The sequence below is a fragment of the Pseudomonas sp. MSSRFD41 genome (assembly GCF_014230245.1).
Classification (GTDB): Bacteria; Pseudomonadota; Gammaproteobacteria; order Pseudomonadales; family Pseudomonadaceae; genus Aquipseudomonas; species Aquipseudomonas piscis.
In genome coordinates this window covers 1-13458 of sequence record NZ_JACKZK010000002.1, presented here as the reverse complement: position 1 = coordinate 13458, position 13458 = coordinate 1, and the positions used below count along the sequence as shown (strand labels likewise).

General features: G+C 63.9%; 11 protein-coding genes and 2 pseudogenes. 8 read left to right on the top strand and 5 right to left on the bottom strand.

Annotation, left to right across the window (positions count from 1 at the left end):
- The first annotated feature begins 36 nt into the window (after nt 1-36).
- Complete coding sequence (locus H7A76_RS03745) at nt 37-1083, top strand: GlxA family transcriptional regulator (RefSeq protein WP_260497903.1); 1047 nt, start codon at nt 37-39, stop codon at nt 1081-1083.
- A gap of 6 nt (nt 1084-1089) precedes the next feature.
- Here H7A76_RS03745 and H7A76_RS03740 read toward each other — a convergent pair whose 3' ends face one another.
- Nucleotides 1090-2682, bottom strand: coding sequence for a DHA2 family efflux MFS transporter permease subunit (locus H7A76_RS03740; protein ID WP_185697266.1), 1593 nt, complete (start codon nt 2680-2682; stop codon nt 1090-1092).
- Nucleotides 2683-2758: 76 nt separating this feature from the next.
- Here H7A76_RS03740 and H7A76_RS03735 point away from each other — a divergent pair, with 76 nt between their 5' ends.
- On the top strand, nt 2759-3946 hold the full coding sequence (locus tag H7A76_RS03735) for an HlyD family secretion protein (RefSeq protein ID WP_185697265.1): 1188 nt from the start codon (nt 2759-2761) through the stop codon (nt 3944-3946).
- Nucleotides 3947-4023: 77 nt separating this feature from the next.
- Here the strand turns inward: H7A76_RS03735 and mgrA are convergent, their stop codons facing one another.
- On the bottom strand, nt 4024-5061 hold the full coding sequence (mgrA, locus tag H7A76_RS03730) for an L-glyceraldehyde 3-phosphate reductase (protein ID WP_185697264.1): 1038 nt from the start codon (nt 5059-5061) through the stop codon (nt 4024-4026).
- A gap of 1053 nt (nt 5062-6114) precedes the next feature.
- Nucleotides 6115-6242: pseudogene (locus tag H7A76_RS03725) on the bottom strand (LysR family transcriptional regulator); the annotation flags it as partial.
- Between the two features lie 21 nt (nt 6243-6263).
- On the opposite strand from H7A76_RS03725, the pseudogene H7A76_RS32265 reads away from it, so the two are divergent.
- Nucleotides 6264-6365: pseudogene (locus tag H7A76_RS32265) on the top strand (3-ketoacyl-ACP reductase); the annotation flags it as partial.
- A gap of 69 nt (nt 6366-6434) precedes the next feature.
- On the top strand, nt 6435-6692 hold the full coding sequence (locus H7A76_RS03715; protein ID WP_185697263.1) for a hypothetical protein: 258 nt from the start codon (nt 6435-6437) through the stop codon (nt 6690-6692).
- A 48-nt stretch (nt 6693-6740) separates the two neighbouring features.
- Here the strand turns inward: H7A76_RS03715 and betT are convergent, their stop codons facing one another.
- Nucleotides 6741-8702 carry a choline transporter BetT gene (betT, locus tag H7A76_RS03710; RefSeq protein ID WP_185697787.1) on the bottom strand — a complete coding sequence of 654 codons (1962 nt, stop codon included), beginning with the start codon at nt 8700-8702 and terminating at the stop codon, nt 6741-6743.
- A 418-nt stretch (nt 8703-9120) separates the two neighbouring features.
- Nucleotides 9121-10047 carry a serine O-acetyltransferase EpsC gene (epsC, locus tag H7A76_RS03705; RefSeq protein ID WP_185697262.1) on the bottom strand — a complete coding sequence of 309 codons (927 nt, stop codon included), beginning with the start codon at nt 10045-10047 and terminating at the stop codon, nt 9121-9123.
- Between the two features lie 190 nt (nt 10048-10237).
- Between epsC and H7A76_RS03700 the strand changes: the two genes are divergently transcribed.
- The 4 genes from H7A76_RS03700 to H7A76_RS03685 form a co-directional block, all read left to right on the top strand.
- The gene (locus H7A76_RS03700) at nt 10238-11233 is read left to right on the top strand and encodes a D-cysteine desulfhydrase (protein WP_185697261.1); all 996 of its coding nucleotides are present in this window, start codon (nt 10238-10240) and stop codon (nt 11231-11233) included.
- 281 nt (nt 11234-11514) lie between these two features.
- Nucleotides 11515-12312, top strand: coding sequence for a cystine ABC transporter substrate-binding protein (gene tcyJ / locus H7A76_RS03695; RefSeq protein ID WP_068580138.1), 798 nt, complete (start codon nt 11515-11517; stop codon nt 12310-12312).
- Nucleotides 12312-12977 (top strand): cystine ABC transporter permease, encoded by a 666-nt coding sequence (gene tcyL / locus H7A76_RS03690; RefSeq protein WP_185697260.1) that lies wholly within the window; start codon nt 12312-12314, stop codon nt 12975-12977. Before tcyJ ends, tcyL begins: the two co-directional genes overlap by 1 nt.
- 4 nt (nt 12978-12981) lie before the next feature.
- On the top strand, nt 12982-13458 hold a 477-nt coding region (locus tag H7A76_RS03685; protein ID WP_185697259.1), incomplete at its 3' end, for an ATP-binding cassette domain-containing protein.

Sequence of the window (13458 nt, the reverse complement as noted above, 5' to 3'; positions counted from 1 at the left end):
AATGCGCAAATGGACAGTTACAGGGAGAAAATGGACATGGATGTGCTCACTCTTATCGCATTGGAAGGAGCTATGGGGTCGAGTGTCGCGATCACGCTGGACGTGTTGCGCACCGCCAACCAGGTCGCCGAAGTCATGGGGCGCCCCACCATGACCTGGCAAATCATCGGCAGCAGCGAGTCGGTAAGAATGAGGAACGGCATGCGCCTGGATGCGCAGCCGCTGGAGCGAGTCCAGGCCATCGAGGGCAGCATGCTGGTCATTCCCGGGCTGGGCCTGGAGAACACCCAGGAGCTGAATCTGTTCGGTTGCCGCACCGAAAAACGCCAGCCAGGCCTGAGCCTGTCCACGGAGCTCCTCGCCCGGCTCGACCATGGCGACATCCGCAAGCTGAGCCAGCTGGTCCGGGAACATCACCTGCGCGGGCAGCAGACAGCGGCCTCCTGCTCGGCGGTTTTCGTCCTCGGCGAAGCGGGCATCCTGCAGGACCGGACCGTCACGACCCACTGGCAACTGTATGACACTTTCAAACAGCGTTATCCCGAGGCGATACTCGATACCAAACGCATGCTTATTCATGACGGAAATATGATTACCGCCGGAGCCGGCATGTCGCAAATGGACTTGATGCTATATATATTGCGCAATAAGATGGGCAATCAAGTTGCTGAATTAACCATGCGCTACTTGTTGATAGATGGGCGCCCAGCACAATATCACTACATGGCCCTATCAAATTTGCAGACAGAGAACCGCGAAGTCCTGATGCTGGAAAAGTTCATCGAGGATTGCCTGCCGAACATTCCCCCGCTGAGCACTATCGCCGAACATCTGCGAATCACCGAGAAAACCTTGTCCCGCAGGATTCGCAGCGCCACAGGTAAACCGCCCATGGCTTTCATCCAGAAAGTTCGCCTGCAGCATGTTCAGAGTTTATTGGAAACAACCAATATGAGTATTGAAGAAGTTGCCTTCAAAGTGGGTTATGCCGACTCCACGGCACTGCGCCGGCTGATGTGGAAAAACATGGGCTGCACTCCCAGCCAACTGCGCAAGGCCAGGTCCGGCCCGCCCATCATGTAGGCCTGCTCAGCGCTCTTCCTCGGCTGCGGGGGCGGCCGGGGGCACCTTGCACAGCGGCACCAGCAACAGCGCCACCACGAACATCATGGCCATCAGGCGGAACACATCGCCAAAGGCCAGGGTCAGGGCTTCGCGTCCCACCAGCCGGCCGAGGATGCCCTGGGCCATGAGGAACGCATGACTAGGGTCCGGGGTGTCGGCGGCGATCTTCAGCGCCAGCTGGCCCATCAGCTCTTGGGCCGCCACCGCCTTGGCGCCAAGGGACTCCGACAGGTGCAAGACCTGGGTCCGCGCATCGTCCTGCAGCCAGGTGTTGACCGTGGCGATACCGATGGCCCCACCCAGGTTGCGCATCAGGTTGAACAGGCCGGATGCCTGGCGCAGCTCCACTCCCTGGAACGAACTCAGGGCCATGTTGACGCTGGGCACGATGCACAGCATCAAGAACAGGCCGCGCGCCACCTGGGGCACCAGCAATTCGTCGAACCCCCAGTTGGAAGTGATCCGCGAGGTCAACCACAGGCTCAGGGCCAGGCCCAGGAACCCCACCGAGATGATCAGGCGCCGGTCGACCTTCTCCGAGGCCCGGGCGGCAATGATGGTGCTGAACAGTTGCCCGATGCCCACGACGAACACCGTGGTGCCGATCTCCAGGCTGTCGAAGCCGCGCACCCGCCCCAGGAACACCGGCACCAGGTAGGTCGAGGAGTACAGGCCGAAGCCGATCACCAGGTTGAGCAGGCAGGCGATGGAAAAGGTGCGATCGCGAAACGGCCGCAACGACACGATAGGGTTGTTCGAATACAAGGAACGCTCGATGAACAACCCGAAGGACACCAGGGACACCCAGGCCGAGATGACGATACCGGTATCGCTGAACCAGTCCTTGCGCGGTCCCTCTTCCAGCACGTACTCCAGGCAGCCCAGGGCCAGGGCCATGGCCGCGAAATGCAACCAGTCGATGCGCCGCAGCATGGGCAGGTCGGGGCGGTCGACATCGATCAGCAACGCCGCGCCGATGCAGATCACCAGGCCCGGCAGCACGTTGATGAAGAAGATCCAGCGCCAGTCCAGGTAGAAGGTCACCAGCCCGCCCACGGTGGGGCCGAGGGTCGGCGCCAGGACCGCGGTCATGCCGAGGATGGCCGGGACCATCGCCCGCTGCTTGCCTTCGAACAACACGAAGCCGACAGCGAACACCGTCGGCACCATGGCCCCGCCAGTGAAGCCCTGCAGCGCCCGCAACACGATCATCGACTCGATGTTCCAGGCCATGCCGCAACCGACGCTGAACAAGGTGAAGAGCGCCGCGCTGGTCGCGAACAGCCAGCGAGTGGAAATCGCCTGGGCGAGGAAGGCCGAGAAGGGGATCATGATCAGTTCGGCGATCAGGTAGGCAGTCTGCACCCAGCTCACCTCATCGGGACCGGCGCTCAGGCCGGCCTGCACATCGTTGAGCGAAGCGGCCACGATCTGGATGTCGATCAGGGCCATGAACATGCCGAAGGCCATGATGGTGAAGACCAGGAACTTGCGTCGCAGGGTCGCTTGAGCCGGCTGCTCGCCCGCGCCAGGGAGGTCGGATGCGCTTGTCGTCACGTGGTTGCTTCCCTGTAGTATTGCGGTCGTCATGTGAATATTATGATCGTAATTCAAAACCGCATGGAGCTTCAACATGGAGCAGAGCACCCAGACCCAGAACGCTATCCTGCAAGCCGCCCAGGACACGGAGAAGCCGCGCAAGCGCTCCAGGCGGCCGCTGATCGCCGGCGCCGTCGCCCTGACCCTGGTGGCGGTTGGAGTGGGTTGGGTGCTGATGGCACCGTCCACCGAATCCACGGACGATGCCTATATCGCCGCCGACGCCACCTCGGTCGCGCCACGGGTCCACGGCCTGGTGACCGAGGTGCTGGTCAAGGACCATCAGAGCGTCACCGCCGGCCAGCCCCTGGTGCGCATCAACAGCGAAGAGTTCGACAGCCGGGTGACCCTGGCCGAAGGCGAGCTGGCCGATAGCCTGGCCCAGGTCGCCCTGGCCCAGGCGGCACTGACCATCCAGGACGCCGAGCAGCGCCTGGCCAATACCCGGGTGCTGGCGGCCCGCACCTCGATCCGCACCACCCAGGCCGAATCCAAGCGTGCCGGAGCCGAACGCAATCGCTTCGACACCCTGGTCACCACCGGCGCCGTGGCGCGCAACGAAGTGGAGAAATACAGCACCCAGGCAATCTCCGCCGAGCAGAACCACGCCCATGCCCAGGCCATGCTGCAAGTGGCCGAGAACGACCAGGCCGTGACTTCGGCCCAACGCGAGCGCCTGCAGGCGCAATTGCAGATGGCCAAGGCCAAGGTGGTGACCGCCAAGGCCCGGCTGGAGCTGGCGCAGCAGGACCAGAGCCACGCCACCATCTATGCCCCCATGGACGGCACCGTGGGCAATCGCCAGGTCCAGGTGGGCGACTACGTGCAACCGGGCTCGCGCCTGCTGACCCTGGTCCCGCTGCACGAGCTCTACGTCCTGGCCAACTTCAAGGAAACCCAGACCCAGCACATGCTTGCGGGCCAGCCAACGCGCATCAAGATCGATGCCCTGCCGGGAGTCAGCATGACCGGCACCGTGGAAAGCCTGGCCCCGGGCTCGGGCTCGACCTTCGCCCTGCTGCCCTTCGAGCCGGGCACCGGCAACTTCACCAAGATCGTCCAGCGGGTGCCAGTGCGCATCCGCTTCGATGCCGACCAGCCAGGCCTGGAACGACTGCGTCCGGGCCTGTCGGTGATCGCCAAGGTCGACCTGGACCAACCCCGGCAGCGCAACGCAGGCGGTACCCACTCCGAGCTCAAGGTCAGCGCCAACAGCCAGTGAAGCTCACGCCCACTTCCGGTCGCCATGCTCCAGGCGACCGGCAGGCGCCAGGACCATGGCCCTGGCGGCGGCACACACTACTCGGCGGTGGAAGGTTTTTCCCACAGGTTGATCCGCCCTTCCCGGGCGAAATGATCGATTTCCGCCAGCTCCTCCACGCTGAAGCCCAGGTTCTGCAAGGCCCCGACGTTCTCGATGATCTGCTCGGGCCGGCTGGCGCCGATCAGCGCCGAGGTCACCCGCGGATCCCGCAGGGTCCAGGCCAGGGCCAATTGGGCCAGGCTCTGCCCACGGTTCCTGGCGATATCGTTGAGGGCCCGCACATGGGCGATGTTGGTCTCGGACAAGTGAGAGGCCTGCAATGATCCGCCGCCTGGGCGGTTGACCCGCGCATCCTCCGGAATACCGTCCAGGTACTTGTCGGTGAGCAACCCCTGGGCCAGCGGGGTGAAGGCGATCACGCCCACGCCGAGCTCCTCGGTGGTCTCCAGCAGGTCCCTTTCCACCCAGCGATTGAGCATGTTGTAGGCCGGTTGGTGGATCAGCAGCGGCACCTTCCACTCCTTGAGCAAGGCGACCATCTCCCGGGTCTTGGCTCCAGAGTAGGAAGAAATACCGATGTACAGCGCCTTGCCCTGTTGCACCGCGCTGGCCAGGGCGCTGGCGGTTTCCTCCAGGGGCGTGTCCGGGTCGAAGCGGTGGGAATAGAAGATATCCACATACTCCAGGCCCATGCGCCGCAGGCTCTGGTCCAGGCTGGCCAGCACGTACTTGCGCGAGCCACCGCCCTGGCCATAGGGCCCGGGCCACATGTCCCAACCGGCCTTGCTGGAAATGATCAACTCGTCGCGATAGGACTGGAAATCCTCGCGCAGCAGACGGCCGAAGTTGATCTCGGCACTGCCATAGGGCGGGCCGTAGTTGTTGGCCAGGTCGAAATGGTTGATGCCCAGGTCGAAGGCCGTGCGCAGCAAGGCGCGCTGGGTATCGATCGGCGTGCTGTCGCCGAAGTTGTGCCACAACCCCAGGGACAGGGCCGGCAGCACCAGGCCACTGCGGCCGACACGGCGATAGGGCATGGCGTCGTAGCGATGTTCAGCAGCTGAATAAGTCATCGAATCCTCATCTGGACTGGGGCCACCTTTCGATGGCCGGTTCCGGCATGGCGGCTGGCGCAACGGCCAGCCTCCTCCTTTTGTTGTGAACCACCCGGGCCGTGGCAGTTCCGCAAACCAGCTGCGACCTTGGCCGCAAGCTCTCATACTATTTTCGTACCGAATTTCGTACTGAAAATCCGCTAGAAAACCACCTGTCGAACAAAAATCGATCAGCAAAGTACCGGTGTCAGGGCGCATCAGGTCCATGCGTCGCAAACACCGACATACCCAGTATTTATTGGACTAAATCCCAAAAAAACCTGAATGAGCGAACGGAAAGACCCATCCGAACCGGCCGATCTCGTACTACGCAAGCCAATTTGCAAACCCTCGGAATCGCTTGACCGATGAATCTCGCCCGGCGCATGAAAAAAGAAATTACGTACCATGTAGCACAATACGAAATCGTGATCAGGGGCTAATGGCAATTTGCCTTTTTCACCCCTGGCCAGTGCTCAAAAGTGGCCCACCAGGTCCCGGGGGGCAAAAACCGCATGCAAGGGCAGTCAAGGGGAAGTACGGGGTAGCGGTAGCTGGTCCTTAGTCGCGGGTGGCGAAAAATGCGTCGAAAGCCACGCGCCTGGCAGCTCGCATCCATTGTTTATAGACGGCAAAAACCACTCCTGCCCGGGCCGTGGCAGCCACCGTCGACAGGAAAAAAACAGCCAGTGGCCAGGCTATGGAAGGGTCGCTCCAGGCGCCTCTTAAGCGCGGGGGTATGGGTCAGCCGGCTTCGGCGAGGGCTTGGGCCAGCCAGTCGACGAACACCCGCACCCGTGGCGACAAGCTGGCGGTCGTGGAGGATCGGCCAGATCTTGCACATTCCCCGAGCCAGGGAATCGGCCACGGGGTAGCGCGCGCATTGCATGATGCCCAGCCCGGCCAGGGCCGCGGACCGCAGACTGGGGCGCCGGACACCGAGCCCGCGCCATCGAGGGCCATTTCGCGCCGGCCACCATGAACGCCAAGGGCAACGGCCCGCCGACACTACGGAGGCATGGCTCACCGCCCGGTGCCGGGGCAGGCTTCGAACCGGCCGAGGGCATGGGTCAGGGCAGGTTCAAGTCCTCGGCGGCCAGGGTGAAGCTGCTGCGCTCATAGATCCGCACGCACACTGTCATCGCTTTGACTTGATCCACAGGCAGCTCCGGAAGTGCCCGGGCCAGCCACAGGACATCGCCGCCATCGTCGCCTTCCTGGCCAGCCCCGCGGTCGGCTGGGTCAATGGCCAGGTGCTGCGCGCCAACGGCGGGCGGGTTTGAGACCTATGCTGGATAACAGGGCCGCCGGACTCTTTCCGGCCAGTCGGCTGGCGCCAGGAGATGCCCCTCATGCACACCACCATCGTCATTGCCTTCGGCCTGCTCCTGCTGGCCCTGGTGCTGTATATCGGTGAACGGCTGGGCTTTAGCCAACAGACCCTGGGCTATGTCTTTTGCGGGTTGTGGCTGGCGCTGAGCGTGCTCAACGGTGCGGTGGGAGTGGTCAGCGCCCAGCAGCCCCTGGTCTCGGAACTGCTGGTCGGCTGCCTGGTGTTCGCCCTGCCGGTGGCGGCCCTGGGGCTGTACCTGGCCATGAACGGCGCCTGAGCCGCAGGCCGGGAGCGACCCAGCAACTCCCGGCCGGCAGGCTCTGATTCAGCGCACCAGGTGCAGGAACTGCATGTGGCGTTCGTACTGGTCGAGGATGTCGTTGATGATCTGCTCCTTGCTGTAGCCCATCAGGTCGTAGTCCTGGCTCCCCTCGGACAGGTGCACCTCGGCACGGTAGTAACGGCGGTTGCGCAGCTCTTTCGGGCCCATGCCGCCCCGGGCGAAGGACGGCGTGAAGTAGCCGCGCATTTGCACCTGGTAGACGAACGGATGCTGGTCGCCGTGGCCTATCTCCAGGCTGACGCTGTCATTGGCCGGGTCGGGCTGGGTGATGACGTTCAGCCCCTTCTCGACGAATACCGCCGTCACTTCCTCGATGGCCGGGCGCACGGTCTGGTCGAGGAAGCGATACACCTCGTCCCGCGACGGGAAATGCACCGCCTGGCTCAAGCGCTGGCGCCAACCGCCGCGACCGCGACGTGACGGCGCCACCGGCGCCAGGGAGTGCAGCTGGGCGATACGCTTTTGCGACTCCATGTAGAACGCCTTGTGCAGGCCCCACATCATCAACAGCAGGATCAGCGAGAACGGCAGCGAAGTCAGGACCACCGCCGACTTCAGCGAATCGACGCTACCGGCGAACAGCAGCCCGCTGGTGACCAGGGCGGTCATCGCGCCCCAGAACACCCGCAGCCATTTCGGGCCGTCTTCGTCCGCGCTGCCGCCCCGCGCCGACAGGGTGGAGAGCACCACGGTGCCGGAGTCCGCCGAGGTGACGAAGAACACGAAGCTGATGAACACCGTGACCGCGATCACGGCCTTGCTCCAGGGGTAGGTTTCCAGCAGCAGGTAGAGGGTCATGGACGGGTTGTCGATGGCCGACATGCCCAGGGCGCTCATGCCGTGGTTGAGCACCTGGTCGATGGCGCTGTTGCCGAAGATCGACATCCACGCCAGGGTGAAGCCCAGGGGAATCAGCAGCACGCCGAAGACGAACTCACGAATGGTCCGGCCCCGGGAAATCCGCGCGATGAACAGCCCCACGAAGGGCGACCAGGCAATCCACCAGGCCCAGTAGAACACCGTCCAGCCACCCAGCCAGTCGCTGGGCTTGTCATAGGCATAGACATCGAAGCTCTTGGCCGGCAGCGCGCCCAGGTAGTCACCCAGGTTCTGGATCAGGGTATTGAGCAGATGCTGGGTCGGGCCGGCGAACAGCACGAACAGCAGCAGCGCCACCGCCAGCAGCATGTTGATGTCGGACATCACCCGCACGCCCTTGTCGACCCCGGATACCGCCACGGTGATCGCCGCGCCCATCATCAGGGTGATCAGCAAGACCTGGATCCACTGGGTGTGGGCGATGCCGAACAGGTAGTCGAGGCCGGAGTTCAGGTGCAGTACGCCAAACCCCATGTCGGCGCCCAGGCCGAACACCGTGGCGATGATGCCGAAGCCATCCACCGCGTAGCCGATGGGGCCATTGATGCGCTTGCCGATCAGCGGGTACAGCGCCGAACGCAGGGCCAGCGGCAGGTTATGCCGGTAGGCGAAATACGCCAGGGCCATGCCGACGAAGGCGAACACGCCCCAGCCATGCAGGCCCCAGTGCAGGAACAGTAACTGCATGCCCTGGCGCGCCGCCTCCACCGTACCCGCCTCGCCCTTGGGCGGCTGGAGCATGTGGGTCAGGGGTTCGGAAACGCAGAAGAAGAACAGGGTGATGCTGATCCCGGCGGCGAACAGCATGCCGGCCCAGGACAGGTAGCTGAACTCGGGCTCGTCGTGGTCGGCACCGAGCTTGATCTTGCCGTAGCCGGACAAGGCGGTGACCACCACGAAGACCAGGTACAGGGTCATGGCCAGCATGTAGTACCAGCCGACCGTATTGGCCGCCCAGTTCTGCGCGGCCAGCAGCCAGGCACCGGCCTGTTCCGGCAGGCCGATCACCACTACGCCGAAGATCAGGATGAAGCTGGCGGCGAAGTAGAACACCGGGGGATTCATGCGAACCAGGCTGTTCGCGGGGGTGGATGATGCACTCATGAATGGTGCACCTCGAGGGGGTGAAACATGGCTGAAAGGTACGGACTCAGCAAAGGCAAGCCTCCTGTTGTGAGCGGGCAGCGAACCACCGGTTTAACTTGAACGAGCGTTCAAGTTAAACATGGATAAGGGGTTCAGGACCAATTGCAGGGCTCAGCGGTACTGTCAGTACGCTAGCTCAAGGAAGGGTATGACGTATGCCGGGCGCAATCGTTCAGCGCTGCGGCCGCATCGGAGGCGAGAAAGCCCGGCCGGCCCCGGAAGGCGCTACCGGGCATGCGCAGCCGCTTCGTGTCGCCACCGGCTGCGCACGGGCAAGCGCCCGCAAATTGGCGGTGGCAGGGCCAGCGGGCCGCGCAGGCCCGCCAGCGGCCACAGGTTACTTCTGCGAACCGTCGTCGTGCTGCAGGTTGGCCTGGGTCAGGTTGCAGCCCGCCGGCACGCTGCGGGTCAGCCAGACGTTGCCGCCGATGGTCGAGCCCTTGCCGATGGTGATGCGCCCGAGGATGGTCGCACCGGCATAGATCACCACATCGTCCTCGACGATCGGGTGGCGCGGATGGCCCTTCTGCAACTGGCCGTCCTCGTCCGCCGGGAAGCGCTTGGCCCCCAGGGTCACCGCCTGGTAGATGCGCACCCGCTCGCCGATGATCGCGGTCTCGCCGATCACCACGCCGGTACCGTGGTCGATGAAGAAGCTCTTGCCGATCTGCGCCCCAGGGTGGATGTCGATGCCAGTGGCCGAGTGGGCGATTTCCGAGCTGATCCGCGCCAGCAATGGCAGCCCGGCCCCATACAGATGGTGCGCCAGCCGGTGATGGATCACCGCCAGGATGCCCGGGTAGCACAGCAGCACTTCGTCGACGCTGCGGGCCGCCGGATCACCGTGGTAAGCGGCCAGCACGTCGGTATCGAGCAATACGCGCAGGCCGGGCAGGGCCAGGGCGAAATCCTGGATCAGGCGAATCGCCCGGGCATTGACGTCGGCATCGCTTTCACCGTTCTGCCGGGCCACGTAGCGCAGCTCCAGGCGCGCCTGGGCCAGCAAGGCGTTGAGCGCCGCGTCCAGGGTATGGCCGACGTAGAAATCCTCGCTCTCCTCGCGCAGGTCCACCGGCCCCAGGCGCATGGGGAACAGGGCGCCGCACAGGGCCTCGAGGATCTCCGCCATGGCCGCCCGCGACGGCAGCTCGCGGCCCCCCTGCTCGCCGCTGACCCGACCGTTGCGGCTACGCCACTGATCACGGGCATCGCGCAGTTGACCGACGATGGTCTGCAATTGCCAATGGCTGGAACGCTCGCTCACGATAAGACTCCTAGACTCGGGCGGCCGGACTGTCAGGCCGCGCAAACGGCGATCACTTTACGCCCGGACACGACCACCCTTAAGAACTAATTGTGCGCACATAAGCATTTTTTGGCATAAGCGATCGGCGGTTGCCCGGCCAAATATCGCTGCCTATAGTCGATGCACCTTCCCTGTTCCGTGCGGACTCATGATCAAACAACAGCTCGCCCGTTTCGACCGCCTCGACCTGCTCGGCCACGCCACCGCCCTGGAAAAGCTCCAACGCCTGTCGGCCTGGACCGGCCGCGACATCTACATCAAGCGCGACGACACCACGCCCCTGGCCATGGGCGGCAACAAGCTGCGCAAGCTCGAATACCTGGCGGCCGATGCCCTGGCCCAGGGTGCCGACACCCTGGTCACCGCCGGGGCCATCCAGTCCAACCACGTACGCCAGACCGCGGCCCTGGCCGCCCAACTGGGCCTGGGTTGCGTCGCCCTGCTGGAGAACCCCATCGGCACCGACGATGCCAACTACCTGGGCAACGGCAACCGCCTGCTGCTGGAACTGTTCGATGCCAAGGTCGAGCGGGTGGACAACCTCGACCAGGCCGACGAGCAGCTCCAGGCCCTGGCAGAGCGCCTGCGCAGCAACGGCAAGAAGCCCTACCTGGTGCCCATCGGCGGCTCCAACGCCCTCGGTGCCCTGGGCTACGTGCGCGCCGGCCTGGAGCTGGCGCAACAGATCGAGGACAGCGGCCTGCGCTTTGCCGCCGTGGTCCTGGCCTCTGGCAGCGCCGGCACCCACAGCGGCCTGGCCCTGGGCCTGAGCGAAGCCTTGCCGCAACTGCCGGTGATCGGCGTTACCGTCTCGCGCACCGAGGAAGACCAGCGGCCCAAGGTCCAGGGTTTGGCCGAGCGCACCGCCGAACTGCTGGGCGTGTCGTTGCCGCCGAGCTTCAACGTGCAACTGTGGGACGAATATTTCGCCCCGCGTTACGGCGAGCCCAATGCCGGCACCCTGGCCGCGATCAAGCTCCTGGCCAGCCAGGAGGGCTTGCTGCTGGACCCGGTCTATACCGGCAAGGCCATGGCCGGGCTGCTGGACGGCATCGGCCGCCAGCGATTCGACGAGGGTCCGATCCTGTTCCTGCACACCGGCGGAGCCCCGGCGCTGTTCGCTTATGCCGGGGCCTTCAGCTGAAGTCAGAGCAAGGAAATACATCGGCAAAGGCGAGCACCTTGTGCTCGTGCGCAGCCGGCGGCAGCGACTGCGAAAGGCGGATTAAATATTCCTAAAACGAATATAAATGTGAATTTATATTATTTTTATATCTATAAAAGAGCACTTATAGTCGCGGCGCAGGCGAATTTGCCGGGAGACGCATACGCTGCATTTAGTGCAGGATGAAACCTGCGTCCCGGCTCATCGATCGACCTGCATTTCCCACTCGCATCGTGCATAAGAAACCACAGAGGCTTGTCATGAATCTTTCCGTACTGCGTCGCAATCTGCTGATTGGCACACTGGGCCTGGCCCTCGGTGCCGGACTGATGGGGCAAGCGGTTGCCGGCGAGCAACTGCAGAAGATCAAGGACGCGGGGGTGATCAACGTCGGCCTGGAAGGCACCTACCCACCGTTCAGCTACGTCGACGAAAACGGCAAGCTGACCGGCTTCGAAGTGGAGTTCTCCGAAGCCCTGGCCAACAAGCTCGGGGTCAAGGTCAAGCTACAGCCGACCAAGTGGGACGGCATCCTCGCGGCCCTGGAATCCAAGCGCCTGGACGCCGTGGTCAACCAGGTGACCATTTCCGAGGAGCGCAAGAAGAAGTACGACTTCTCCACCCCCTACACCATCTCCGGCATCCAGGCCCTGACCCAGAAGAAGGACGAGGGCAAGTTCAAGACCGCCGCCGACCTGGCCGGGCACAAGGTCGGGGTAGGCCTGGGCACCAACTACGAGCAATGGCTGAAGGACAACGTGCCCAACGCCATCATCAAGACCTACGACGACGATCCGACCAAGTACCAGGACCTGCGTGTGGGCCGTATCGAAGCCATCCTGGTGGACCGCCTGGCGGCCTTCGAGCTGATCAAGAAAACCAAGGACACCCTGGTGGTCTCCGGCGACCCCTTCTCCCGCCAGGAATCCGGCGTGGCCCTGCGCAAGGGCGAACCGGAACTGCTGGCCGCGGTGAACAAGGCGATCGAGGAACTGCGGGCCGACGGCACGCTGAAGAAACTCTCGGAAAAATACTTCAACGCTGACGTCACCCAATAATGGAAGCAGGCCTGCAACTGGCGCTGGACTCGGCGCCCTTCCTGCTCAAGGGTGCGTACTACACGGTGATCCTGAGCCTGGGCGGCATGTTCTTCGGACTGCTGCTGGGCTTCGGCCTGGCCTTGATGCGCTTGTCGCGCTTCGCGCTGGTGAGCTGGATCGCCCGGGTCTACGTGTCGTTCTTTCGCGGCACGCCGCTCTTGGTGCAGCTCTTCGTGATCTACTACGGCCTGCCGCAACTGGGGCTGGAGCTGGACCCGTTGCCGGCGGCGCTGATCGGCTTCTCCCTGAACATGGCGGCCTACGCCTGTGAAATCCTCAGGGCCGCCATCGGCTCCATCGAGCGTGGCCAGTGGGAAGCCGCCGCCAGCATCGGCATGACCCGGGCCCAGACCCTGCGCCGGGCGATCCTGCCGCAAGCCATGCGCACCGCCCTGCCGCCTCTGGGCAACAGCTTCATCTCGCTGGTCAAGGACACCGCCCTGGCCGCCACCATCCAGGTCCCGGAACTGTTCCGCCAGGCGCAGCTGATCACCGCCCGGACCTTCGAAATCTTCACCATGTATCTTGCCGCCGCTCTGATCTATTGGGTCCTGGCCAGCGTGCTCGCGCACCTGCAGCACCGTCTGGAAGAGCGGGTCAATCGGCACGACCAGGAGTCTTGAAGCCATGATCGTGGTGGAAAAACTGACCAAGCAGTTCAAGGGCCAGACGGTGCTCAATGGCATCGACCTGGAGGTCAAGGAAGGCGAAGTGGTGGCCATCATCGGCCCCAGTGGCTCGGGCAAGACCACCTTTCTGCGTTGCCTGAATTTCCTCGAGGAACCCACCAGCGGCCGGGTCCGCATCGGCGACATCGCCATCGACAGCCATGTCCCGCTGAGCCAGCAGCAAGGGCGGATCCGCCAACTGCGCCAGCAAGTGGGCTTCGTGTTCCAGAACTTCAACCTGTTCCCCCACCGCACCGCCCTGGAGAACGTCGTCGAGGGCCCGCTGGTGGTGAAGAAGACCCCGCGCGAGCAAGCCCTGGCCCTGGGCCGCAAGCTCCTGGCCAAGGTCGGCCTGGCGGGCAAGGAAGACGCCTACCCCAGGCGCCTGTCCGGCGGCCAGCAGCAGCGGGTGGCGATCGCCCGGGCCCTGGCCATG

Coding starts and splice junctions, on each gene's coding strand:
- H7A76_RS03745 (WP_260497903.1), top strand. CDS start 37: ATGGATGTGCTCACTCTTATCGCATTGGAAGGAGCTATGGGGTCGAGT.
- H7A76_RS03735 (WP_185697265.1), top strand. CDS start 2,759: ATGGAGCAGAGCACCCAGACCCAGAACGCTATCCTGCAAGCCGCCCAG.
- mgrA (WP_185697264.1), bottom strand. CDS start 5,061: ATGACTTATTCAGCTGCTGAACATCGCTACGACGCCATGCCCTATCGC.
- H7A76_RS03715 (WP_185697263.1), top strand. CDS start 6,435: ATGCACACCACCATCGTCATTGCCTTCGGCCTGCTCCTGCTGGCCCTG.
- betT (WP_185697787.1), bottom strand. CDS start 8,702: ATGAATCCCCCGGTGTTCTACTTCGCCGCCAGCTTCATCCTGATCTTC.
- H7A76_RS03700 (WP_185697261.1), top strand. CDS start 10,238: ATGATCAAACAACAGCTCGCCCGTTTCGACCGCCTCGACCTGCTCGGC.
- tcyJ (WP_068580138.1), top strand. CDS start 11,515: ATGAATCTTTCCGTACTGCGTCGCAATCTGCTGATTGGCACACTGGGC.
- tcyL (WP_185697260.1), top strand. CDS start 12,312: ATGGAAGCAGGCCTGCAACTGGCGCTGGACTCGGCGCCCTTCCTGCTC.